Origin of the sequence: Mycobacterium sp., from assembly GCF_049647605.1 — a bacterium.
GTDB lineage: Bacteria > Actinomycetota > Actinomycetes > Mycobacteriales > Mycobacteriaceae > Mycobacterium.
On sequence record NZ_JBARXZ010000195.1, the window covers coordinates 1 to 22942 of the forward strand.

The window sequence follows — 22942 nt, forward strand, 5'->3', positions numbered from 1 at the left end:
GGCGTGGGTGCCGCCGTGGTCGGCGCGGCCGGCGCCGGTGCCCTGGCCGGACGGGCCTCGGCGGCACGACCGTCCACCGACCACCTACAGGTGGCCGTCCCGTTCCGCGGCGAGCATCAGGCCGGGATCATCACCGAAGCTCAAGACCGGATGCACTTCTGCACGTTCGACGTCACCACCGACTCACGCGAGGAAGTGGTGGCGATGCTGCAGGAGTGGACGCACATGGCCGAGCGGATGACGCAGGGCGAAGAGGCGTTCAACAACGGCGCCGTCGGGCTGAACCCGTACGCGCCACCGTCGGATACCGGTGAGGCGCTGGGGCTTCCGGCTTCGCAGTTGACGCTGACCATCGGGTTCGGCCCGTCGTTCTTCCTCAAGGACGGCGTGGACCGGTTCGGCGTCGCGGCGCAGAAACCCGACCTGCTCCAGAACCTGCCGAAGTTCCCGAACGAGACGATGGACCCGGCCCGGTCCGGCGGTGACATCTGTGTGCAGGCGTGCGCCAACGACCCGCAGGTGGCGGTGCACGCCATCCGTAACCTGGCCCGCGTCGGGTTCGGCACCGTCGCGGTGCGTTACTCGCAGCTGGGGTTCGGGCGTACCTCGTCGACCACCCGGGAGCAGGCCACACCGCGGAACCTGTTCGGGTTCAAGGACGGCACCAACAACATCAAGGCCGAAGAGCCCGACACCCTCAACAAGTTCGTCTGGGTGGCCGAGGGCGACGGACCGGCCTGGATGACCGGCGGCACCTACCTGATCAGCCGCCGGATCCGGATGCGCATCGAGAACTGGGACCGGACCACACTGCTGGAACAGGAGCGGGTGATCGGCAGGCAGAAGGGGACCGGCGCCCCGAACGGTCTGACCGAGGAGTTCCAGGAGCTCAACCTGGATCTGGTCGACAACAAGAACACCCCGCTGATCGACGTCGACGCCCACGTGCGGCTGGCCTCACCGGAGCATCTCGGTGGTATCGAGATCCTGCGCCGCGGCTACAACTTCACTGACGGCACAGACGGATTCGGCCATCTCGATGCCGGGCTGTTCTTCATCGCCTTCGTGCGGAATCCGGAAACCCAGTTCATCCCCATGCAGGCCGAGCTGGCCCGCAAGGACGCGCTCAACGAGTACATCACCCACAACGGCAGTGCCATCTTCGCGGTACCGCCAGGGCTGCGCGACGGGGACCCGACAGCGTTCTGGGGATCCTCGCTACTTGCCTAGTACCCGCGAGCGCGCGTGTTTGTACGCGACACTCCTGAATTTTTGGGACAAACACGCGCGCTCGCAGGGCTAGTGCCCGTCGCCCGCCTGCCCGTCATTCGACTGCGCGGGCCAAGCTGCGCGCCATTCGTCGCCGGTGACGGCACCCAGCACAGCTGCATCGAGGTCACCGACACCACGCGCCGCCGCCACCGCCCTCTCAGCGCTGCGCACGTCGTCCATGAACTCCAAAACGGCTGTCCGCAAAGCATTCTCGGCATCAACCTCAGAACTCACGGTGATGGTCAGCAGTCCGGGCGGCAGCAACTCGGCAGGCACACCGGCCTGCTGCACCCGACTCATCACCTTCTGCGCCAATGCCAGCGCCGGCTGCCCGGTCGGCAGATCGGCCACCACCGACTCCCGCGACGACTTCTCCCGGGCCTTGCGTTCCTCCCACTGCGCCAGCTGATCCTCCAGCGTCACCGTCTCCCCGGCGAGCACCGCGGGCACCCGATTGCGCAACTTTCGCACCAAGGCATCGGCAACGTCATCGATGGAGAAAGACCTGTCCACAGCGTCTTCAGCAATACGCGCATGGAAAAGCACCTGCAGCAACACGTCTCCGAGTTCGTCACGCAGCTCATCGGTGTTACCGCTGCGCATCGCGTCGAACAGCTCGTAGGTTTCCTCGAGCAGATACCGGCGCAGTGAGTCGTGGGTCTGTTCGCTCTCCCAGGGGCCGTTGGTCCGCAGTGTGTCCATCACGGCGACGGCATCGAGAAGGCGTTCACCGGGCTGTGGCTCCGGCGCCGCAATCACCCGCTCCCCCACGGCGATCCGCGCCAGTACCGCAGGATGCTTGGGATCCGACGAGAGCAACACCGGTGCGACGTCCCCGGTGTCGACCGGGCGCGCCGCGGGCAGCGACCACGGCACCTTCACCGGTATCTCCTCGGTGTACTGCACCTCGCCGGTCAGCAACTCGACGGCATCGACAGGAACCAGGGTGGGCCGCCGGGGATCGACCAGAATCACCGTCATCCGGACGCACCCGCCAGCGTCGTGATATCGACCTCACCTCGAGGCCGACCGTCCAACGCCAACACCAGATCGGCCACCATCTGCGCCAATTCGAGATCCCGGATCCGCGGAGCACCCAGACCGCTGCCGGCACGCGGAATCGGCACCTGGATGGTGGCGGTGGTCGCGCGATAGTTGGAGCCCGGATACATCCGGTTGAGCCGCAGCTGCCCGGAATCCGGCAACGTCATCGGGGCGATCCGCAGTGTCGACGGCTGACCCGCCGCGCCGGTGGCTGAAACCTCGGTGAGACCGTAACTGCGACAGAGCAACCGCAGCCGGGCCACCGCCACCAGCCGCTGCACCGGCTCCGGCATCGGACCATAGCGATCCACCAGCTCCTCGACGACCGCCCGCACATCCTCGTCGTTGTTGGCCGCGGCCAGCCGGCGATAACCCTCCAACCGCAACCGGTCGCTGTCGATGTAGTCCGGCGGCAGGTTGGCGTCGATCGGCAGATCGATGCGCACCTCTTTGGGTTCCTCTGCACCGGACACGGTTTGACCGTCGGCGGCCGCCCGGTAGGCCTCGACAGCCTCCCCCACCAGTCGCACGTACAGATCAAATCCGACACCGGCGACGTGGCCGGACTGCTCGGCGCCGAGCACATTGCCCGCACCGCGGATCTCGAGGTCCTTCATGGCCACCGCCATACCGGCACCGAGCTCGTTGTTCTGCGCGATGGTCGCCAACCGGTCATAGGCCGTCTCGGTCAGCGGCTTCTCCGGCGAATACAGGAAGTAGGCGTAACCGCGTTCGCGGGACCGGCCCACCCGGCCCCGGAGCTGGTGCAGCTGGGAGAGACCGAACGTATCGGCCCGTTCCACGATCAGCGTGTTGGCATTACTGATGTCCAAGCCGGTTTCGACGATCGTCGTACACACCAGGATGTCGAACTCACGGTTCCAGAAACCCTCAACCGTCTTCTCCAGCTGTTCCTCGGGCATCTGGCCGTGAGCGACAACCACCCGCGCCTCCGGCACCAGCTGCCGGATCTTGGCCGCCGCGGAATCGATGGAGCTGACCCGATTGTGGATGTAGAAGGCCTGCCCGTCGCGCAGCAGTTCCCGGCGCAGCGCCGCCGCCACCTGCTTGTCGTCATGCGGGCCGACATAGGTCAGTACCGGATAACGCTCCTCCGGCGGAGTCAGGATGGTGGACATCTCACGGATACCGGCCAGGCTCATCTCGAGGGTGCGCGGAATCGGGGTGGCGCTCATGGTGAGCACGTCGACGTGGCTGCGCAGACTCTTGATGTGTTCCTTGTGTTCGACGCCGAATCGCTGTTCCTCGTCGACGACCACCAGGCCGAGGTCCTTCCAGCGCACCCCGGTCTGCAGCAGCCGGTGGGTGCCGATCACCACATCGACCGAGCCGTCGGCCATGCCCTCGACCACCTTCTTCGAGTCTGCGGGATCGGTGAACCGCGACAGCCCCTTGACCGTGACCGGGAAACCCGCCATCCGGTTGGTGAACGTCTGCAGGTGCTGATCGGCCAGCAGCGTGGTCGGCACCAGGACGGCGACCTGCTTGCCGGCCTGGATCGCCTTGAACGCCGCGCGCACCGCGATCTCGGTCTTGCCGTAGCCGACGTCACCGCAGATCACCCGATCCATCGGAATCGGCTTCTCCATATCGGATTTCACGTCGGCGATGGCCGTCATCTGGTCGACGGTCTCGGTGAATCCGAACGCATCTTCCATCTCGGCCTGCCATGGCGTGTCCGGCGGAAACGCAAAGCCCGGCGCCGCCTGACGCTTGGCGTAGAGCGCCACCAACTCGGTGGCGATCTCCCGTACCGCCTTGCGCGCCTTGGTTTTTGTGTTCGTCCAATCGCTGCCGCCGAGCTTGCTCAGGCTGGGCGCTTGCCCGCCGACATAACGCGACAACTGATCCAGGGAATCCATCGGCACATACAGCCGGTCCGAGCCACCGCCCCGTTTGGACGAGGCGTACTCCAGCACCAGGTACTCGCGCCGGGCCCCGCCGACCACCCGCTCGGTCATCTCGACGAACTTGCCGATGCCGTGCTGATCGTGCACCACCAGGTCACCGGCGCTCAACGCGAGCGGGTCCACGGTGTTACGGCGTTTGGCGGCAAGACGTTTGCCCTCGGAGGCGGCGACCCGGTTGCCCGTCAGATCGGTCTCGGTGATGATCACCAGGTTGGCGCCGGGCAGGATCACGCCGGTGTGCAACGGGCCCCGGAGCACACCGACAACACCCGGTTTGGGTGCGGCGCCGGGTTCCAGCAGCGCGGCCGGGGTGTCTGCGTCGGCAAGCTGCTCGCAGACACGGTTTGCGGTACCGGTACCCGGGGTGACCACCACGGCCGACCCGCCGGTGGCGCAGTGCGCCCGCAGCATCGCGAAGATCTCCTCGGCGTTGGCCTGGCTGCCGCGAGCCGACGGCGCCGAACGGAGATCCAGTTCGATGGCCGACTCATCCGGCAGCTGGCTCAGCGTCCACCACGGATGGCCGGCTTGACGCGCCTGCGCGCGCACCTCACCGAGCGCACGGAAACCGGAGCCGCCCAGCTGCTCGACATCGATGGGGGCGTCCCCACCGATGGCGGCCACCGACCAGGATGCCTCGAGGAACTCGCGGCCGGTGTTGATCAAATCGGCGGCGCGGGTGCGGACCTTCTCCGGATCGCACACCAGAACCGGGGTTCCGGGGGCCAGCTGATCGGTCAGCAGCGCCGGTTCGTCGGGCTGCAGCACCGGCAGCAGCGCCTCCATACCGTCGACCGGAATGCCCTCGGCGAGCTTGGCGAGCATGTCGCCGACACTGCCGGCGACCGTGTTGTCGGTGACGGGACTGGACGCGGAGAGCATCGCCGCACGCTGTTTCACCGCGTCGGTGAGCAACAACTCTCGACACGGCACCGCAACCAGGTGTCCGATCGGGATCTCCGGGATCGAGCGCTGGTCAGCGATGGAGAACATCCGCATCTCGCTGATCTCGTCGCCCCAGAACTCGACGCGCACCGGATGCTCGGCGGTAGGGGCGAACACGTCGAGGATGCCGCCGCGCACCGCGAACTCGCCGCGCTTGCCCACCATGTCCACGCGGGTGTACGCCAGCTCCACCAGCCGGGCGATGGTGTCGTCGAAATCGAGCTCGGCGCCGACGGTCAGGGTCACCGGCTCCACCGCCGACAGCCCGGGGGTCATCGGCTGCAGCAGTGATCGTGCGGTCGTCACCACGACCTTCAACGGCGGTCCCAGCCGGCTGTCATCAGGGTTTTGCAGGCGGCGCAGCAACATCATCCGGGCACCGACGGTGTCCACACCCGGCGACAGGCGTTCGTGCGGCAGCGTCTCCCAGGACGGGAACATCGCCGCCGCGTCGCCGAACACGCCGCGCAGCTCGGCCGTCAGGTCGTCGGCTTCCCGGCCGGTGGCGGTGACCACCAGCAACGGTCCCTGTTGGGCGAGCGCGGCAGCCACGAACAGTTGGGCGCTGCCCGGCCCCACGAGTTTCAATTCGTCGGGCCGCTGCGTCGCGCGGTCGATCAGATCGGTGAACGTCGGCGCTGTCAGCGCCAATTCGACGAGACCCACAATCGGGGTCTGAACAGAAGGGTGCCCCGGTGCGGTCATGATGTCGCCATTCTAGTTGTGCCGATCTGCGTCAAGAATCGGCCTGCGGCTGTCAGAACCTCGTCAAGACCTGTGCCCGTTCCCAGCTGTTGCGCGCACCGTGGATCTATGACTCTTCTGGATATCCTGCCCTCGCTGCGCAGTGTGGTCCGTCCGCGGGTCGAATCCGCGCCGGGGCCGCGCACCATCCACGCCGAAGTGATCGACGAAGCCGACTTCCGGTATCGCGCCCGATGCCATCGCAAAGCTTTACCCGGCACCAAGGTGCTGTACGCCGGGACCACGCTGTCGACGACTTCAGTGGCCCGCTGGGCTGCCGAAGAGAACCTGGGTGCGGCGGTCTGCTCGCCCACTGAGCTGGCCACCGTGCTCGCCGGCGGCATCAATCCGGCGCGAGTCATCTACCACGGCCTCGCAACCCGTGACGGCATGCAGGCCGCCGTCCAGGCCGGGGTGGGGCGCATCGTTGTCGAGTCGAAACGCGAGCTCACCTATCTGGCCGGAATCACCCGTCGACCGCGGCACGTGCTGCTGCGCAGCGGCGACCTGGCCGCCGCCGTCATCGCCGAACCGACACTGCGCCTCGTCGGTCTGTACTGCCGCCTCGGAGCCGAGGCCGTCACCTCCGAGCAGTACCGCGACGCCGCGCACCGGATGGTGGTCGCCATGGCTGACCTGCGTCGGGCGCATGGCGTGGTGCTCGGCGAGCTGTACATCGGCGATGCCAGGCTGGAACTGCAAGAACTCGCCGGCTGTGTCGACGATGCCCTGGATGCGGCGTGCGCGGCCGAACGGTTCCCGCGGCCGCTCATGGGCATCGAATGTCACGCCAGGGCGGGATTTCCCCCGATTTCCCGCCGCTGAGTGACTCTCGATGACTGAAGTGCGCGCGCTGCCTGGACCCGCCGGGTGATCTGCACCTCGGAGTCCTCTTTGATCACCCGGACCACCACCCAGCCCAGCCGCTCCAGTTCCGCCAGTCGTCGCAGGTCCCGGACGTACTGCCGACGGTCGCTTCTGTGCTGGTCGCCGTCGTACTCGACGGCCGCCCTGAGCTCGGGCCAGCCCATATCCAGCCGGGCCACAAAATCACCGAACTCGTCGCGGACCTCGATCTGGGTCTGCAACGGCGGAAACCCGTGTCGCCGAAGCAGCAGTCGCAGCCAGGTTTCCTTCGGCGATTCGGCGCCGGCATCCACGAGGCTCAACACTCGCTCGAGGTCACGCAGACCGCGGGCGCCACGATGCCGAGCCGCAACAGCCTCGACGTCGGCCACGCTCACACCCGTCGCGTGCAGCAGCGCATCGACATCGGCCACCGTGCCTCGACGAGCGAGATCGAACGCCGTGCGTGCCGGGGTGGTCACGAGCATGCCCCGCAGCCGTCGGGTCTCACCGGCAAGAGGCCGGCCACGGTGAACGCGGACCCCGACAGGTGCCCGGGTGCTCGCATGGAACAAGTCGACCTCGACCAGCGGATTCACCCACTTCGCCCCATGTACCGCCGCCGCTGCGAACCCGCCGACAACTCCGCGCCGCTGACTCCACAACCACGCCGCCGCCGTCCGGTCGCAGAGTGTGGGTACCGCGGCTTTGTCGGCGTAGACGCCCGGCAGGAGCACCTGGTACCGGGTACGCAGCTGATGTCGGTTCAGCGTTCCGGCACGCAACGCCTCCGCACCGAGAAAGGGCCCGGAAATCACCCCTGCAGGCTCGCAGGTGTTCGGCGGCGTCCGGGTTCACCCATCCACAGGCCCATCGAGTGTCACGCCAGGGCGGGATTTCCCCCGATTTCCCGCCGCTGAGTGACTCTCGAGGCAGAGCTACTCGTCCTGCAGATGCGGGTCGGCCTCGAGATGGGTCAACCCGTTCCACATCAGGTTGACCAGGTGCGCAGCCACCACTTCTTTCTTCGGCTCGCGGGTGTCGAGCCACCACTGCGCGGTCATCGACACCGACCCGACCAGCGCCTGCGCATACAACGGGGCCAATTCCGGGTCCAGCCCGCGGCGGGAGAAATCACCGGCCAGGATCGAGGCCACCTGCGACACCGCGTCGTTGAGCAGCGACGAGTAGGTACCGGAACTGATCGACGCCGGTGAGTCACGCAACATGATCCGGAAGCCGTCGGTGCGCTCCTCGACATAGGTCAGCAACGCCAGCGTCACCATCTCCACCCGAACCCGCGACCGGTTGTTCGTCAGCGACGCGGTGATGCCGTCGAGCAGCGCCGACATCTCCCGGTCGACCACCACGGCGTAGAGGCCTTCTTTGCCGCCGAAATGCTCGTAGACCACCGGTTTCGACACGTTTGCCCGCTGTGCGATCTCTTCGATGGAAGTGGCGTCGAAGCCGCGCTCGGCAAAAAGCGTGCGGGCGATGTCGATCAGCTGGCGACGGCGTTCACTGCCGGTCATCCTCGCCCGCGGGGGGCGTACCTGCTTGTCTGGAGCCGCCACGAGCATCACACTATCGGTTTGCATTAGAGTTTCCGGCGTCGGCAGTCCGTCGTGGTGTAATCGGCAGCACCTCTGATTTTGGTTCAGATAGTTCAGGTTCGAGTCCTGGCGACGGAGCTTTCATGACAATTCACAACGAATCCGCAGTGCTTGTGCTGGCAGCCGGCGCCGGCACCCGAATGCGTTCAGACACCCCCAAGGTGCTGCACCCGCTGGCCGGTCGCAGCATGCTGGCGCATGCCCTGCACGCGGTGGCCGAGGTGTCGCCGCACCATCTGGTCACCGTGCTGGGCAAGCACCGCGAGGTCATCGGCCAGGCAGTCGACGAACTTGCCGGCCGGCTGGGCCGCCCGATCAGCATCGCGATCCAGGACGAACAGCTCGGCACCGGGCACGCCGTGCTGTGCGGGCTGGCGGCGCTGCCCGAGGACTTCACCGGCACCGTCGTGGTGACCGCCGGTGACGTCCCGCTGCTGGACTCCGACACCCTGACCGACCTGCTCGAGACCCACCGCTGCGAACCCGCATCGGTGACGGTGCTGACCACGACGCTGCCCGACCCGACCGGGTACGGCCGGGTGCTGCGGACACAGGACCGCGAGGTCATCGCCATCGTGGAGCAGGCGGACGCGACCGCCAGCCAGAAGGAGATCCGCGAGGTCAACGCAGGGGTCTACGCATTCGACGTGACCACCTTGCGCAGCGCGCTCAACCGGCTGCGGTCCGACAACGCGCAGCACGAGCTGTACCTGACCGACGTGATCTCCATCGTGCGCGGCGACGGCCAGATCGTGCACGCCAAACACGTCGACGACAGCATGCTGGTAGCCGGCGTCAACGACCGCGTACAGCTGTCGGCGCTGGGCGCGGAGCTCAATCGCCGGATCGTCGCCGCCCATCAGCGCAACGGTGTCACCGTCGTCGACCCCGCCACCACCTGGATCGACGTCGACGTGACGATCGGCCAGGACACCGTGGTGCAGCCGGGCACCCAGCTGCTGGGCGCCACCGCCATCGGGGCGCGCTGCCTCATCGGGCCGGACACCACCCTCGAGCGCGTCACCGTCGGCGACACCGCCTCGGTGATCCGCACCCACGCCACCGCCTCGACAATCGGCGACGGCGCCACCGTCGGCCCGTTCACCTACCTGCGTCCCGGCACCACGCTGGGCGCCGACGGCAAGCTGGGCGCGTTTGTCGAAACCAAGAACTCGGTCATCGGCACCGGCACGAAGGTGCCGCACCTGACCTACGTCGGCGACGCCGATATCGGCGACCACAGCAACATCGGCGCCTCCAGCGTTTTCGTCAATTACGACGGCGAGACAAAGCGCCGGACCACCGTCGGCTCGCACGTGCGCACCGGCTCGGACACCATGTTCGTGGCGCCGGTCACAGTCGGTGACGGCGCCTACACCGGTGCCGGCACCGTGCTGCGCGACGATGTTCCAGCCGGTGCGCTGGCAGTGTCCGCAGGCCCGCAGCGCAATATCGAAGGCTGGGTGCAGCGAAAGCGCCCCGGAAGCGCGGCCGCCGAGGCCGCGGCCAGAGCCCGTCCGAACACCGAACCCGACGCCTGACGTTCGACAATTGGTAACCCGGCCACGCGACCGCAGAACCGCTACGTACGATTGGCGCGTATCGATCCCCCTACCCGGCGAGGGCAAACGGTGAGTCACGACTGGACCGACAACCGCAAGAACCTGATGTTCTTCTCGGGTCGCGCGCATCCTGAATTGGCCGAGCAAGTGGCCAAAGAACTCGGCGTACACGTCACGGCGCAGACCGCACGAGACTTCGCCAATGGCGAGATCTTCGTGCGCTTCGACGAGTCGGTGCGCGGCAGCGACGCGTTCGTGCTGCAGAGCAATCCGGCACCACTGAACACGTGGCTGATGGAACAACTGCTGATGATCGACGCGCTCAAGCGCGGCAGCGCCAAGCGGATCACCGCGATCGTGCCGTTCTACCCGTATGCGCGCCAAGACAAGAAGCACCGCGGCCGTGAGCCCATCTCCGCCCGCCTGGTCGCCGATCTGCTCAAGACCGCCGGCGCGGACCGGATCGTCACGGTGGATCTTCACACCGACCAGATCCAGGGCTTCTTCGACGGCCCGGTCGATCACATGCGCGCGCAGAAGCTGCTCACCGGTTACATCGCCGAGCACTATTCCGACCGCGACATGGTGGTGGTCTCCCCCGACTCCGGCCGGGTGCGTGTCGCCGAGAAGTGGGCCGACGCCCTCGGCGGAGTTCCGCTGGCCTTCATCCACAAGACCCGCGACCCGCTGGTGCCCAATCAGGTGGTGTCCAACCGTGTGGTCGGTGACGTGCGGGGCAAGACCTGCATCCTGACCGACGACATGATCGACACCGGTGGCACCATCGCCGGCGCGGTGAAGCTCCTCAAGGAGGATGGCGCCGCCGATGTGATCATCGCCGCCACCCACGGCGTGCTCTCCGATCCGGCGTCGAAGCGACTCGCCGAATGTGGCGCCCGCGAGGTCATCGTCACCAACACCCTGCCGATCGGCGAAGAAAAGCAGTTCCCGCAGCTGACCGTGCTGTCGATTGCACCTCTGCTGGCCGACACCATCCGCCAGGTCTTCGACAACGGGTCGGTGACCAGTCTGTTCGACGGCTCCGCCTAGCATGGCCACGATCTACCACAACCCGCGCTGCTCGACGTCGCGCAAGACCCTGGATCTGTTGCGCGACAACGGAATAGAGCCGACGGTGGTGCAGTACCTGAAGACACCGCCGACGCGTGCGGAGCTGGCCGAAATGATCGACGACGCCGGTATCGACGTGAAGACCGCGGTACGCAAACGCGAGGCGCTCTACACCGAACTCGGTTTGGCCGATGCCTCCGATGATGAGTTGTTGGACGCCATGGCCGAGCACCCGATCCTGATCGAGCGGCCCTTTGTGGTCACCAACAAGGGCACCCGGCTGGCCCGCCCGATCGATGCGGTGCGCGAGATCCTGTGAGGCTCGCCCTGTCGGTCGGCGCTGTGGCGGCACCGACCGACATCGTCGACGATTTGGCCGTCACGGGCCCATGACCCGCACGGTGGTGGGCGGGACCATCCTCGCGGCGGCCGTTCTGGTCGCCGGTTGCGGGTCGGAAACGCCTGACTACCAATCGATTTGGACGGACACACCGACGGTGTCCACACCGGCCCCCGCCACCGCCGCCGACAAACCCGTGCCGTTCTACGAGTATCTCGAAGGTCTCGGGGTCACCGGCGAGCCCACAGCGGTGGACTCGCTCGCAGATGTGACGGTGACGCTACCGGCGCCCGCTACGTGGACCCGGGTCGACGACCCGGCACTACGCGAGGTGGAGCTGCTCCGGCCGGCCGACAGCCAGGATCGCTACCCGAACATCATGGTGATGGCGTTCAAGCTCTGGGGTGGCTTCGATGTGGCCGAAGCCATCAAGCACGCCAACGCCGATGCCGAGATGTCGACCAACTTCACCAAGCTCGGTGAATCATTCGACGATTTCGACGGCTTTCCGTCAGCGATGATCGAAGGCAGCTACGACGCCCCTGACGGGCGGCGCATCCACACCTACAACCGGGTGGTCATCCCGGTCACCGCCACCTTCGACCGGTACCTGATCCAGTTCACCGCCAGTACGTTGGCCAATCAAGCCGTCGCTCTATCCGATCCGATCGAAGAGGCGATCAAAGGTTTCGCCGTGACGGTATCTCGGTAATCATTGCGGTCATGACCGACTGGACCGCTGCGAACCTGCCGTCTTTCACCGGACGCACCGTCATCGTCACCGGAGCCAACAGCGGGCTGGGTGAGATCACCGCCCGCGAGCTCGCCCGGGCGGGCGCCCGAGTGATCCTGGCGGTACGCAACACCACAAAGGGGCAGCGCGCCGCCGCCGGCATGACCGGTGATGTAGAGGTACGCCCGCTGGATCTGTCGTCGCTGGCCTCGGTGCGCGCCTTCGCCGACGGGGTGCCGGCGGTGGATGTGCTGATCAACAACGCCGGCATCATGGCGGTCCCCTACTCCGAGACCGGCGACGGGTTCGAAAGCCAGATCGGGACCAACCACCTGGGGCATTTTGCCCTCACCAATCTGCTGCTGCCCAAGCTCACCGATCGGGTTGTCACCGTGTCCTCGATGATGCACCTGATCGGTCGCATCAACCTCGGGGACCTGAATTGGAAGTCGCGGCCGTACTTCGCATGGCCGGCGTACGGGCAGTCGAAGCTGGCCAACCTACTGTTCACCAGCGAGTTGCAGCGCCGTCTGGACCGAGCGGCATCCCCGCTGATGGCACTTGCCGCCCATCCGGGCTACTCGGCGACCAACCTGCAGGGCCAGACCGGCAACAAGTTCGGCACCCCGATCTGGCTGGCCGCCAACAAGCTGTTCGCCACCGACGCCGACTTCGGCGCCCGCCAGACACTGTTCGCGGCGTCGCAGGCCGTGCCCGGGGACAGCTTCATCGGCCCGCGGTTCGGCAGCCGCGGGCCCACCCAGGTCGTCGGCCGCAGCCCGCTCGCCAAGAGCACCAAGACCGCCGCCGCGCTGTGGGCGCTGTCCGAGCAGCTCACCGACACCCGGTTCCCGCTCTGACCGATTTCAACCCGGACGCGATGATGGGCTAATCTTGCTGACGATCACGGCGAGGGTGGCCAGGCCACCGTTATCGACGGGACCTCCGCGCGTAGCGCGTGACCCTGGCCGTGCGATGACAGCACAGGCAGAGGAGAAAATCACATGGCCAAGGCCAAAGCGCACGCCGCCAACAATCTGACCGTCGAGGTTCGCACCAAGACCGGCAAGGGCGCTTCGCGCCAGGCCCGTCGTGACGGCAAGGTCCCCGCCGTCCTGTACGGCCACGGCACCGACCCGCAGCACCTCAACCTGCCCGCTCGTGAGCTGGCAGCCGTTCTCCGTAACTTCGGGACCAACGCCGTGCTGACCCTGGACGTCGACGGCACCGAAGCCCTGGCGCTGCCCAAGCAGATCGAGATCCACCCGATCAGGCGCGACATCCAGCACGTCGACCTCATCATCGTGCGGCGCGGCGAGAAGGTGACCGTCGAGGTCAACGTCGTCGTCGAGGGTGATGCCAAATCGGGCACCCTGGTGACGCAGGAAACCAGCACCATCGAGATCGAATCCGACGCGCTGTCGATCCCCGAGCAGCTCACCGTCTCGGTCGAAGACGCCGACGCCGGCACCCAGATCACCGCCGCCCAGGTGGCGCTGCCCGAGGGCGTCACCCTGGTCTCGGATCCCGAGCTGCTGGTTGTCAACGTCGTGACGGCGCCGACGACCGAGGACCTGGAGTCCGAGGGCGGCGGCGTGTCGCTCGAAGGCCAGGCCGAGGCCGCTTCCGCATCTGCCCAGGCCGAATAAGCCTCACCCGCACAGATGGCCGAACCCTTGCTCGTGGTCGGTCTGGGTAATCCCGGACCGAACTACGCCAAAACTCGACACAACATCGGGTTCATGGTGGTCGACGTCCTGGCCGCTCGGCTGGGCGAGACGTTCAAGGTGCACAAACGCTCCGGCGCCGAGGTGGCCACTGGCCGCCTCGGCGGCCGGGCGGTGGTGCTGGCCAAACCACGGGTGTACATGAACGAGTCCGGTCGCCAGGTCGGTCCGTTGGCCAAGTTCTACTCCGTCGCACCTGCCGATGTGGTGATCGTCCACGATGAGCTGGACATCGACTTCGGTCGAATCCGGCTGAAGTTCGGCGGCGGCGTGGCCGGCCACAATGGTCTTCGATCGGTCGGTTCCGCATTGGGCTCCAACGACTTTCACCGTGTCCGCGTCGGCATCGGCCGACCGCCCGGACAGAAATCCGGCGCGGCATTTGTGCTCGAGCCCTTCAACTCCCGTGAGCGCACCGAAGTCCCGGTGATCTGCGAGCAGGCCGCCGACGCCGCTGAGCTGTTGGTGGAGCTCGGTATCGAACCCGCGCAGAACCAAGTCCACGCCTGGACCTGAGCCACACCGCGGGACCACCCTGGTGTTTCCCCCGACGTCCGACGACCTCGACGATCCGGGTCAGTTGGACGTACGCCGCCCATAGGCGCGCAACGCAAACGGCGCAAACACCGCGGTGATCGCCACCGCCCACAGAATCGTCGCCAGCACCGGATGATGCAGCGGCAATTGCGCTTCCGCGGGGGCGGGTGGGCCGTTACCCCACAACTCGCGCATCGCCTGGGCCAACGAGGACACCGGATTCCACTCCGCGATGACCCGCAGCCAGTGCGGCATGGGTTCGGTGGGCACAAACGTGTTCGCCAGGAACGTGACCGGGAACAACACGGTGAACATCACCCCGTTGACCGCCTCCACGGAACGCATCAGCGAACCCACCAGGATGCCGAACCAGATCATCCCGAACCCGAACACCAGCACCAGCGCAAACGCCAGCACCGCCTCACCGACGCTGCCGCGGATCCGCCAGCCGATCGCCAGGCCGGTGAACGCCATCACCACAACACCGATCGACGAGTGGATGATGCCGGCGATGCTGCGGCCGATCAGCACCGACGATCGTGAGATCGGCAGCGACCGGAAGCGGTCGATGATCCCTTTCTCGATGTCGGCGGTGATCCCCGCCGCCACCACAAACGCCGAGAACACGATGGTCTGGGCTTGGATGCCAGGCAGCAGGAACTCCCGGTAGGACGCTCCCCCGGTGTTGGTGATCGACGCTCCGAAGACGAAGGCGAACAACAGCACGAACATGATGGGCTGCGCCGTGACGTCGGAGAGCATCTCCGGCATCCGTTTGGTGTGGATCATGTTGCGTTTGACCATGATCCACGACTGATAGGCCAGGGACGTCTGCCGGATCTCCGGACGGGTACCGGTGGCCGGAACGGATTGCCGGGATGTCATAGGGCGATCTCCTCCGCGTCGGCGGTGCGGCCGGTCAACGACAGGAAAACATCGTCGAGGCTGGGCCGGGTCAAGCCGATGTCGTCGACCTCGATGCGGTATTCCTGCAACCAACCGGCCACCCTGGTCATGTCATCGAGACCGTCCGCGGCTGCCGTGAGCCGACGGGCGCCGACGTCGACGTGCACCTCGGCACCGGTGCGGCCGAGGATCGCCCTCGCGGGCTCCAGGTCGGCGGCACGGGAGACCGTGACGACCAGGCTGGCGTTGCCCGCCTGCTCCTTGAGCTCCATCGGGGTGCCTTGGGCGATGATCCGGCCGCGGTCGACAACAACGATGGTGTCGGCGAGTTGGTCGGCCTCTTCGAGATATTGCGTGGTGAGCAGCAGGGTGGTGCCGCCGGCCACGAGTTCACGCAGGACCTCCCACAGCTCGATGCGCGAGCGCGGGTCCAGGCCGGTGGTGGGCTCGTCCAGGAACAGCACCGGCGGCGCGGCGATCAGGCTGACGGCCAGGTCCAGCCTGCGCCGCATTCCACCCGAATAGCCCTTGACCACCCGATCGGCGGCATCAGCGATGGAGAACTGCTCCAGCAGCTGATCACCCAATCGGTCCAGTTCCTTGCGGCGAATGCCGTACAGACTGCCGATCATCCGGATGTTCTCCCGGCCGGTGAGCAGCTCGTCCACCGTGGCGGCCTGGCCGGTCAGCCCCATGTGGCTGCGGACCTGGCCAGGTTCTCGACGCACGTCGAAACCCGCCACCCGAGCGGTGCCACTGGTCGGTTCGGTGAGCGTGGTCATCATCCGTACCGTTGTCGTCTTACCTGCACCGTTGGGACCGAGCAGACCCAGCACCGTGCCCTGCGGGACAGTGAAGGTGATCCCGTCGACGGCCGTGTTGTCACCGAACTTCTTCACCAGGTCGATCGCCTCGATGGCTGCCTCAGGCATGGGAACGACCGTAGCGCCTGACTACGACAGAACCTCCATCACCGGGGTGGGCCGGGTGGCAGCTCCGGTTGACCTCACGCGGCGTTGTCGGCCCCGGGAGCGTCGGCATAGCGGCCCGGTGACATCCACGAGGCGATCGCCCCCAGCACCATCATCGTTGCGGCCGCGGCAAACACGACCACCAGACCGCTGTGGAACGGCTCGGTGATCAATTCCGGGAAGAAGGTCTGGCCGGTCAGCAGCTCGGCGTCGACCCCAGGTTGCTGTAGCGCGTGAGAGGGCTCCAGCAACTCGGCGATCGGGTTGTAACCGAGGAAGGCCGCGAACAGACTGCCCACCGGCGGCAGGTTGGCGACGTCATGTGCCACGTCGGCAGAGACACCCTGGGCCTGCAAGCCGCCACTCAGAGCCGCGGGCAACGTGTTGGCCAACCCGACGATCATGAGCGAGAAGAAGATCCCGATCGACAGTGACGACCCGGCGTTGAAGAAGGTCGCACGCACACCCGATGCCGAACCCCGCTGCGCCGCCGGCACACTCGACATGATGGCCGCCGTGTTGGGAGCAGTGAAGATACCGCCGCCGAGTCCGTTCAGGAACACGATGACGGCAAACAACCAGTAGTCGAAGTTCACCGGAATCAGCAGCAGCGCCACGAATGTCACCGCCATCAGCAGCATCCCGCCGACGGTGAACGGCCGCGCGCCGTAGCGGTCCGACAACGATCCGGCGATCGGGCCGGCCACCAGGAAGCCGATCGTCACCGGTAACAGATAGATACCCGCCCACAGCGGAGTCGATTCAAAGCTGTACCCGTGCAGCGGAAGCCAGATGCCCTGCAGCCAGATGATCAGCATGAACTGCAGACCGCCACGCCCGACGGATGACATCAGCCCGGCCAGGTTGCCCATGCCGAAGGAGGCCGATCTGAACAACCGCAGATCCACCATCGGGGAGGACACGCGCAGTTCGACAACACAGAACACCACCAGCAACGCCAGGCCGAGGCCGATGCCCCCGAGCACGACGGGGTTGGTCCAGCCGGTGGTCGAGTCACCGTAGGGCTGGATGCCGTAGGTGATGCCGATGAGCAAGGTCGTCAGGCCGATTCCGAAGGTCAGGGTCCCGGCCCAGTCGAGGCGCCCCGGAGTGCGGGAGCCGAGTTCCCGCAGCGAGCGCAGGCTCCAGACGGTGCCGGCCAGCCCGATCGGCACCCCCACCCAGAAGATCGCCTGCCAGTGCCATTCCGACAAGAACCCGCCGATCAGCAACCCGAGGAATGAGCCGGCGACTGCGGAAACCATGTTCACGCCCAACGCCATACCGCGTTGGTTGGCCGGGAAGGCGTCGGTCAGGATCGCCGAGGACGACGACATCAGCATGGCGCCGCCCACCCCCTGGACCACGCGCCACGCGATCAGCCACACCGCGCCTCCGCCCAGCTGGAACGGGTCGAACGACAGTGCGACCGCGGCGACGGTGAAGACCACAAATCCGAGGTTGTAGATCCGGACCCGGCCGAGCATGTCGCCCAGACGGCCGAACGGAACCACCAGAACGGCCGTCACCACCAGATAGCCCATCAGCATCCACAGCAGGTAGCTGACATTGCCGGGAGCCAGTGGGTTCAGCCCGATTCCGCGGAAGATCGCCGGCAGGGAGATCAGCACGATCGACGCATTGACCGTGGCCAGCAGTGTCCCCAAGGTGGTGTTGGACAACACGATCCACTTGTAGTGCGGGTGTTCGTGGTCCATGCGGATCCGGCGGCGGGCGGTGGCGGTGAGGTCCTGGTCGATCGCGGATGTTTTTGTCAGCTCGGAAGTCATCGGCAGTCTTCGTTTCACGTCGGTGTCGGTTGGGTCCGGAACGGCCCACCGCGGTGTGCGCCCATGAAAGCATATATTAGCTATGCAAATTATCGGGAGGCAATCCCGCGCTCCCCGGGCGTGCCGGCGCAGCAGCCTGCGCTATGTTGGGGGCGTAACCCACACGGGAGTGCACACCGAGTGCGCTGAGAGGACGGCTGGGGCCGTCGACCGTACGAACCTGACCGGGTAATGCCGGCGTAGGGAGTGAACGAATGAGTGCTGTTGCTGTCCCCGTTGTCACCCATGCCCCGATCGCGGGGAGCTCGAAGATCTACCGGGAACTCCCCGACGGAGCCCGGGTCCCGTTCCGTCGCGTGCACCTCGCAGGCGACGAACACCTCGACCTGTACGACACGTCCGGGCCGTACACCGACGCCGACGCCCAGATCAACCTGGAAGCCGGCCTGCCGCACCGGCCCGGTGTCGTCCGCGACCGCGGCACCCAACTACAGCGGGCGCGGGCCGGCGAGGTCACCGCCGAGATGGCCTTCATCGCCGAACGCGAAGGCATGCCAGTCGAATTGGTGCGCTCCGAAGTCGCCGCCGGCCGCGCGGTCATCCCGGCCAACCACAACCACCCCGAAGCCGAACCGATGATCATCGGCAAGGCCTTTGCGGTGAAAATCAATGCCAACATCGGCAATTCGGCGGTGACCTCCTCGATCGGCGAGGAGGTCGACAAGATGGTGTGGGCCACCCGGTGGGGAGCCGACACCATCATGGACCTGTCCACCGGTAAGGACATCCACCTCACCCGGGAGTGGATTCTGCGCAACTCCCCGGTGCCCGTCGGCACCGTACCGATGTATCAGGCGCTGGAGAAGGTCAACGGAGACCCGACCGCGATGTCCTGGGAGGTGTACCGCGACACCGTGATCGAGCAATGCGAGCAGGGCGTCGACTACATGACGGTGCACGCCGGGGTACTGCTGCGCTACATCCCGCTGACGGTCAACCGGGTCACCGGGATCGTCAGCCGGGGCGGATCCATCATGGCGGCCTGGTGCCTGGCACACCACACCGAATCGTTCCTCTATACCCACTTCAGCGAGCTCTGCGAAATCCTGGCCCGCTACGACGTGACATTCTCCCTCGGTGACGGGTTGCGCCCCGGATCCATCGCCGACGCCAACGACGAAGCCCAGTTCGCCGAGCTCCGCACCCTCGGTGAGCTCACCACAATTGCGAAATCCCATGGCGTGCAGGTGATGATCGAAGGACCCGGCCATGTGCCGATGCACAAAATCGTCGAGAACGTCCGCCTCGAAGAGGAGCTGTGCGAAGAAGCGCCGTTCTACACCCTGGGGCCGCTGACCACCGATATCGCGCCGGCATACGACCACATCACCTCGGCCATCGGTGCGGCGATGATCGCACAGGCGGGCACGGCCATGCTCTGCTATGTCACCCCGAAGGAACACCTCGGACTACCCAACCGCCAGGACGTCAAAGACGGGGTGATCACGTACAAGATCGCCGCCCACGCAGCAGATCTGGCCAAGGAACATCCGCGGGCCCAGGAGCGTGACGACGCCCTGTCCCGCGCCCGGTTCGAGTTCCGCTGGGAAGACCAGTTCCATCTGTCGCTGGACCCCGACACCGCCCGCGCCTATCACGACGAGACGCTGCCGGCGGCCCCGGCCAAGACCGCACACTTCTGCTCGATGTGCGGCCCAAAATTCTGCTCCATGCGCATCACGCAGGACATTCGTGACGCCATGAAGGAGAAATCCGACGAGTTCGCCGAGCAGGGCAACCGCGTCTACCTACCCTTGGCAGAATCGACATCGTGAACTTCCTTCCGCTCACTCCACCTGGACAGACCCCACGACGGGTGATGACGATCGCCGGCTCCGACTCCGGTGGCGGCGCGGGCATCCAGGCCGATATGCGCACCTTCGCCATGCTCGGACTCCACGGCTGCGTCGCCGTCACCGCGGTGACGGTGCAGAACTCGCTGGGCGTCAAGGGCTTCCACGAGATCCCGACCGACGTCATCGCCGGCCAGATCGCCGTGGTGGCCGGCGATATCGGCATCCAAGCCGCCAAGACCGGCATGCTGGCATCCTCGGAGATCATCGGATGCGTAGCCCAGACCTGGCGCGCGGAAGGGCTGGCAGGCACGGTGCCGCTGGTCGTCGACCCGGTGTGCGCGTCCATGCACGGGGATCCGCTGCTGCATCCCAGCGCCTTGGCCGCGATCCAGACCGAACTGTTCCCCCTGGCCACACTGGTGACACCGAACCTCGACGAAGTACGCCTACTCGTCGGCATCGATGTGGTCGACGCCGCCTCCCAGCGTGACGCGGCCCGGGCGTTGCACGCACTCGGGCCGCAGTGGGCACTGGTCAAAGGCGGGCACCTGCGCTCGTCGGACGCCAGCCCCGATCTGCTGTACAACGGCAGCGAATTCCACGAGTTCGCAGCTCCCCGAGTGGACACCGGTCACGACCACGGCGCCGGCGACACCCTGGCAGCGGCCACCGCATGCGCTCTGGCACATGGCTATTCCGTGCCCGACGCCGTCGCTTTCGCCAAATCCTGGGTGACCGAGTGCATCCGGGCCGCCTACCCCCTGGGACAGGGGCACGGCCCGGTGAATGCCCTGTTCCGATTGACCGCCGATGGATCTTGACCAGATCGCCGGGATAGCCCACGAACCCGAGGGCATACCGACCGGGGTGGTGCTGCTCACCCACGGCGCCGGAGGCAGCCGGGATGCACCGCTGCTGGGGCGCATCTGTGACGAATGGGCAAACCGGGGCTGGCTGGCGATCCGCTACAACCTGCCCTACCGACGCCGCCGCCCGAAAGGACCGCCGTCTGGGTCGTCGGCCGCCGACCAGGCCGGGATCGCCGAGGCCATCGAACTAGCGCACTCCCTGACCGACGGGCCGGTCCTGGCCGGTGGCCACTCCTACGGCGGCCGGATGACATCCATGGTCGCGGGGCACAAGCAGCCGGACGAGCTTGCCGCCCTCACCCTGTTCTCCTATCCCCTGCATCCGCCGGGCAAACCGGAGCGGGCCCGCACCGAACACCTACCGGACATCGCCATCCCCACGGTGTTCACGCACGGCACCGCCGACCCGTTCGGCACCATCGAGGAGTTGACGGCGGCCGCTGAGCTGCTCAGCGGGCCGACCGAGATCGTCGAGGTCACCGGAGCCCGCCATGACCTGGGCTCCAAGACTCTTGATGTGCCCGCTCTGGCCGTCGACGCCGCGCTGCGAGCACTGGCCGCACGCTAGCCGCGGGCCGAGCTGTTCGACGCGCCGTTGCCCGGGGCCGTGAGTGCGGCATCAAAACCGGGGACCAAGTGCTCTAACTTACCGACGAGTAGGTTGAGGTATCGTCAGTCGTATGGCTACAGAGCTTCTGGACGTCGTCATCGTCGGCGCCGGATTCGCTGGTATCGGCGCTGCGATCCAGCTCAAGCGGCTCGGATTCGACGACTTCGTCCTCCTCGACCGCGAAGACGACCTGGGCGGGACGTGGTACGTCAACCACTACCCCGGTCTGGCCGTCGACGTCCCCACCACCACCTACTCGTACTTCTTCGAGCCCAACCCGAACTGGTCGCGACTGTTCTCCACCGGCTCCGAGATCAAGCAGTACGCCGACGACGTGGCCGACAAGTACGACATCCGCCGCCACATCCGGTTCCGCACCAGCGTGGAGAGCGCCCGCTGGGACGACGAGGCCAAAGTGTGGCAGGTCGCGCTGACCGGCGGCGAGACGCTGAGCACTCGGTATCTCATCACCGCCACCGGGTTCCTGTCGCAGCCCAAGATGCCCGATATCGCGGGAATCGAACAGTTTGCCGGCAAGGTCATCCACACCACCGACTGGGATGACTCCTACAACCCCGCCGAAGACCGGATCGCCGTCATCGGCACCGGCGCCACCGCTGTTCAGCTGATCCCGGAGCTGGCCAAAACTGCCGCGGACCTGACGGTGTACCAGCGCACCCCGATCTGGGTGTCACCGAAGCTCGACTTCCGGATCTCGGAGCGAACCAAACGGCTCTTTGCGCGGATTCCGTTCACCCAGCGCGCGATCCGAGCCATCACCGACACGATCTACGAGGCGATGATCAACATCGGCGTTGTGCACTACAACGTCCCGCTGTTCCGTCGGCTCAACATCTCTGCCATGGACCTGTGCCGGATGAACCAGTTCATCCAGATCCGCGACAAAGAGCTGCGCAAGAAACTCACCCCGGACTATGACATCGGCTGCAAGCGGCCGACGTTCTCCAACAGCTACTTCCGGACGTTCACCAAACCGCACGTGCATCTACAGACCGACGGTCTCGATCACATCACCACCGACGGCATCGTCAACAGCGACGGCACCAAGACCAACATCGACACCTTGGTGCTGGCCACCGGTTTCGACCTGTGGGAGGCCAACTTCCCCGCCATCGAGGTCATCGGCCGGGAGGACCGAAACCTCGGAAAATGGTGGCGCGACACCAGATTCCAGGCCTACCAGGGCGTGTCGATGCCCTATTTCCCGAACTACCTGAGCCTGGCGAGCCCGTACGCATTCCTGGGGTTGAACTTCTTCAACACCATGGAGTACCAAATGCGGTTGATGGACCGGCTGTTCGGCGAGGTGAAACGCCGCGGCGCCACCACCTTCGAGGTCACCGAAGCGGCCAACGACGCCTATCTGGACCGGATGACAAAGCTGCTCGGCGACTCGCTGTGGACGCTCGGCAACTGCGCCACCTCGCGGTCCTACTACTTCAACCCGCAGGGCGAGCCCACCCTGCTGCGCCCCATGTCGACTCAGGACGCCATCAAAGAAGCCTCGGAGTTCCCGTTGACCGATTACCAGATCGCCTGAGCAGAAAGCAGATC

The 22942-nt window shown here is 66.3% G+C and carries 20 protein-coding genes, 1 tRNA gene and 1 riboswitch; of the genes, 14 read left to right on the forward strand and 7 right to left on the reverse strand.

Going from position 1 to position 22942, the window contains the following annotated elements; all coding sequences use genetic code 11:
• Nucleotides 1-1230, forward strand: a 1230-nt coding sequence (gene efeB / locus WBB07_RS25165) for an iron uptake transporter deferrochelatase/peroxidase subunit (protein ID WP_526311710.1), incomplete at its 5' end; no start/stop codon positions are given.
• Between the two features lie 69 nt (nucleotides 1231-1299).
• Here efeB and WBB07_RS25170 read toward each other — a convergent pair.
• Both WBB07_RS25170 and mfd read right to left on the reverse strand, forming a co-directional pair.
• Nucleotides 1300-2253, reverse strand: a complete 954-nt coding sequence (locus WBB07_RS25170) for a nucleoside triphosphate pyrophosphohydrolase (protein WP_526311712.1) — start codon at nucleotides 2251-2253, stop codon at nucleotides 1300-1302.
• On the reverse strand, nucleotides 2250-5897 hold the full coding sequence (gene mfd / locus WBB07_RS25175; RefSeq protein WP_526311714.1) for a transcription-repair coupling factor: 3648 nt from the start codon (nucleotides 5895-5897) through the stop codon (nucleotides 2250-2252). Before mfd ends, WBB07_RS25170 begins: the two co-directional genes overlap by 4 nt.
• 108 nt (nucleotides 5898-6005) lie before the next feature.
• Between mfd and WBB07_RS25180 the strand changes: the two genes are divergently transcribed.
• Complete coding sequence (locus WBB07_RS25180) at nucleotides 6006-6761, forward strand: hypothetical protein (RefSeq protein WP_526311716.1); 756 nt, start codon at nucleotides 6006-6008, stop codon at nucleotides 6759-6761.
• Here the strand turns inward: WBB07_RS25180 and WBB07_RS25185 are convergent.
• Together WBB07_RS25185 and WBB07_RS25190 are read right to left on the reverse strand one after the other, a co-directional pair.
• On the reverse strand, nucleotides 6722-7597 hold the full coding sequence (locus WBB07_RS25185; protein WP_526311766.1) for an endonuclease domain-containing protein: 876 nt from the start codon (nucleotides 7595-7597) through the stop codon (nucleotides 6722-6724). The two genes, WBB07_RS25180 and WBB07_RS25185, sit on opposite strands and share 40 nt — an antisense overlap.
• A gap of 123 nt (nucleotides 7598-7720) precedes the next feature.
• Nucleotides 7721-8314, reverse strand: a complete 594-nt coding sequence (locus tag WBB07_RS25190) for a TetR/AcrR family transcriptional regulator (RefSeq protein ID WP_526311768.1) — start codon at nucleotides 8312-8314, stop codon at nucleotides 7721-7723.
• Between the two features lie 87 nt (nucleotides 8315-8401).
• Here WBB07_RS25190 and WBB07_RS25195 point away from each other — a divergent pair.
• The 8 genes from WBB07_RS25195 (at nucleotide 8402) to pth (ending at nucleotide 14344) form a co-directional block, all read left to right on the forward strand.
• A tRNA-Gln gene (locus WBB07_RS25195) sits at nucleotides 8402-8473 on the forward strand.
• Between the two features lie 5 nt (nucleotides 8474-8478).
• Complete coding sequence (gene glmU, locus WBB07_RS25200; RefSeq protein WP_526311718.1) at nucleotides 8479-9936, forward strand: bifunctional UDP-N-acetylglucosamine diphosphorylase/glucosamine-1-phosphate N-acetyltransferase GlmU; 1458 nt, start codon at nucleotides 8479-8481, stop codon at nucleotides 9934-9936.
• A gap of 90 nt (nucleotides 9937-10026) precedes the next feature.
• Entirely contained in the window at nucleotides 10027-11007 is a 981-nt protein-coding gene (locus WBB07_RS25205; RefSeq protein ID WP_526311720.1) for a ribose-phosphate diphosphokinase, read from the forward strand.
• A 1-nt stretch (nucleotide 11008) separates the two neighbouring features.
• Nucleotides 11009-11347: an arsenate reductase (glutaredoxin) gene (gene arsC / locus WBB07_RS25210; protein ID WP_526311722.1), complete on the forward strand. Its 339-nt coding sequence runs from the start codon at nucleotides 11009-11011 to the stop codon at nucleotides 11345-11347.
• A 178-nt stretch (nucleotides 11348-11525) separates the two neighbouring features.
• Nucleotides 11526-12080: an LpqN/LpqT family lipoprotein gene (locus WBB07_RS25215; protein ID WP_526311724.1), complete on the forward strand. Its 555-nt coding sequence runs from the start codon at nucleotides 11526-11528 to the stop codon at nucleotides 12078-12080.
• A gap of 11 nt (nucleotides 12081-12091) precedes the next feature.
• The gene (locus tag WBB07_RS25220; protein ID WP_526311726.1) at nucleotides 12092-12961 is read left to right on the forward strand and encodes an SDR family oxidoreductase; all 870 of its coding nucleotides are present in this window, start codon (nucleotides 12092-12094) and stop codon (nucleotides 12959-12961) included.
• A 144-nt stretch (nucleotides 12962-13105) separates the two neighbouring features.
• On the forward strand, nucleotides 13106-13750 hold the full coding sequence (locus WBB07_RS25225) for a 50S ribosomal protein L25/general stress protein Ctc (RefSeq protein ID WP_526311728.1): 645 nt from the start codon (nucleotides 13106-13108) through the stop codon (nucleotides 13748-13750).
• Nucleotides 13751-13765: 15 nt separating this feature from the next.
• Nucleotides 13766-14344, forward strand: a complete 579-nt coding sequence (gene pth, locus WBB07_RS25230) for an aminoacyl-tRNA hydrolase (protein ID WP_526311730.1) — start codon at nucleotides 13766-13768, stop codon at nucleotides 14342-14344.
• 60 nt (nucleotides 14345-14404) lie between these two features.
• Here the strand turns inward: pth and WBB07_RS25235 are convergent, their stop codons facing one another.
• From WBB07_RS25235 to WBB07_RS25245, 3 genes are all read right to left on the reverse strand, one after another.
• Nucleotides 14405-15250, reverse strand: a complete 846-nt coding sequence (locus tag WBB07_RS25235) for an ABC transporter permease (protein WP_526311732.1) — start codon at nucleotides 15248-15250, stop codon at nucleotides 14405-14407.
• Nucleotides 15247-16203 carry an efflux ABC transporter ATPase subunit, DrrA-related gene (locus WBB07_RS25240; RefSeq protein WP_526311734.1) on the reverse strand — a complete coding sequence of 319 codons (957 nt, stop codon included), beginning with the start codon at nucleotides 16201-16203 and terminating at the stop codon, nucleotides 15247-15249. The genes WBB07_RS25235 and WBB07_RS25240 overlap by 4 nt, the downstream gene beginning before the upstream one ends.
• Before the next feature lie 74 nt (nucleotides 16204-16277).
• Nucleotides 16278-18032 carry an MFS transporter gene (locus WBB07_RS25245; protein WP_526311736.1) on the reverse strand — a complete coding sequence of 585 codons (1755 nt, stop codon included), beginning with the start codon at nucleotides 18030-18032 and terminating at the stop codon, nucleotides 16278-16280.
• A 153-nt stretch (nucleotides 18033-18185) separates the two neighbouring features.
• Nucleotides 18186-18295: riboswitch (TPP riboswitch) on the forward strand.
• Here WBB07_RS25245 and thiC point away from each other — a divergent pair.
• From thiC to WBB07_RS25265, 4 genes are all read left to right on the forward strand, one after another.
• Nucleotides 18287-19867, forward strand: a complete 1581-nt coding sequence (thiC, locus tag WBB07_RS25250) for a phosphomethylpyrimidine synthase ThiC (protein WP_526311738.1) — start codon at nucleotides 18287-18289, stop codon at nucleotides 19865-19867. Its footprint overlaps the riboswitch before it by 9 nt.
• Entirely contained in the window at nucleotides 19864-20709 is an 846-nt protein-coding gene (gene thiD / locus WBB07_RS25255; protein ID WP_526311740.1) for a bifunctional hydroxymethylpyrimidine kinase/phosphomethylpyrimidine kinase, read from the forward strand. The genes thiC and thiD overlap by 4 nt, the downstream gene beginning before the upstream one ends.
• Nucleotides 20699-21325 (forward strand): alpha/beta hydrolase family protein, encoded by a 627-nt coding sequence (locus tag WBB07_RS25260; protein ID WP_526311742.1) that lies wholly within the window; start codon nucleotides 20699-20701, stop codon nucleotides 21323-21325. The genes thiD and WBB07_RS25260 overlap by 11 nt, the downstream gene beginning before the upstream one ends.
• 112 nt (nucleotides 21326-21437) lie before the next feature.
• Nucleotides 21438-22928: a flavin-containing monooxygenase gene (locus WBB07_RS25265; protein ID WP_526311744.1), complete on the forward strand. Its 1491-nt coding sequence runs from the start codon at nucleotides 21438-21440 to the stop codon at nucleotides 22926-22928.
• The last annotated feature ends 14 nt before the right edge of the window (nucleotides 22929-22942 follow it).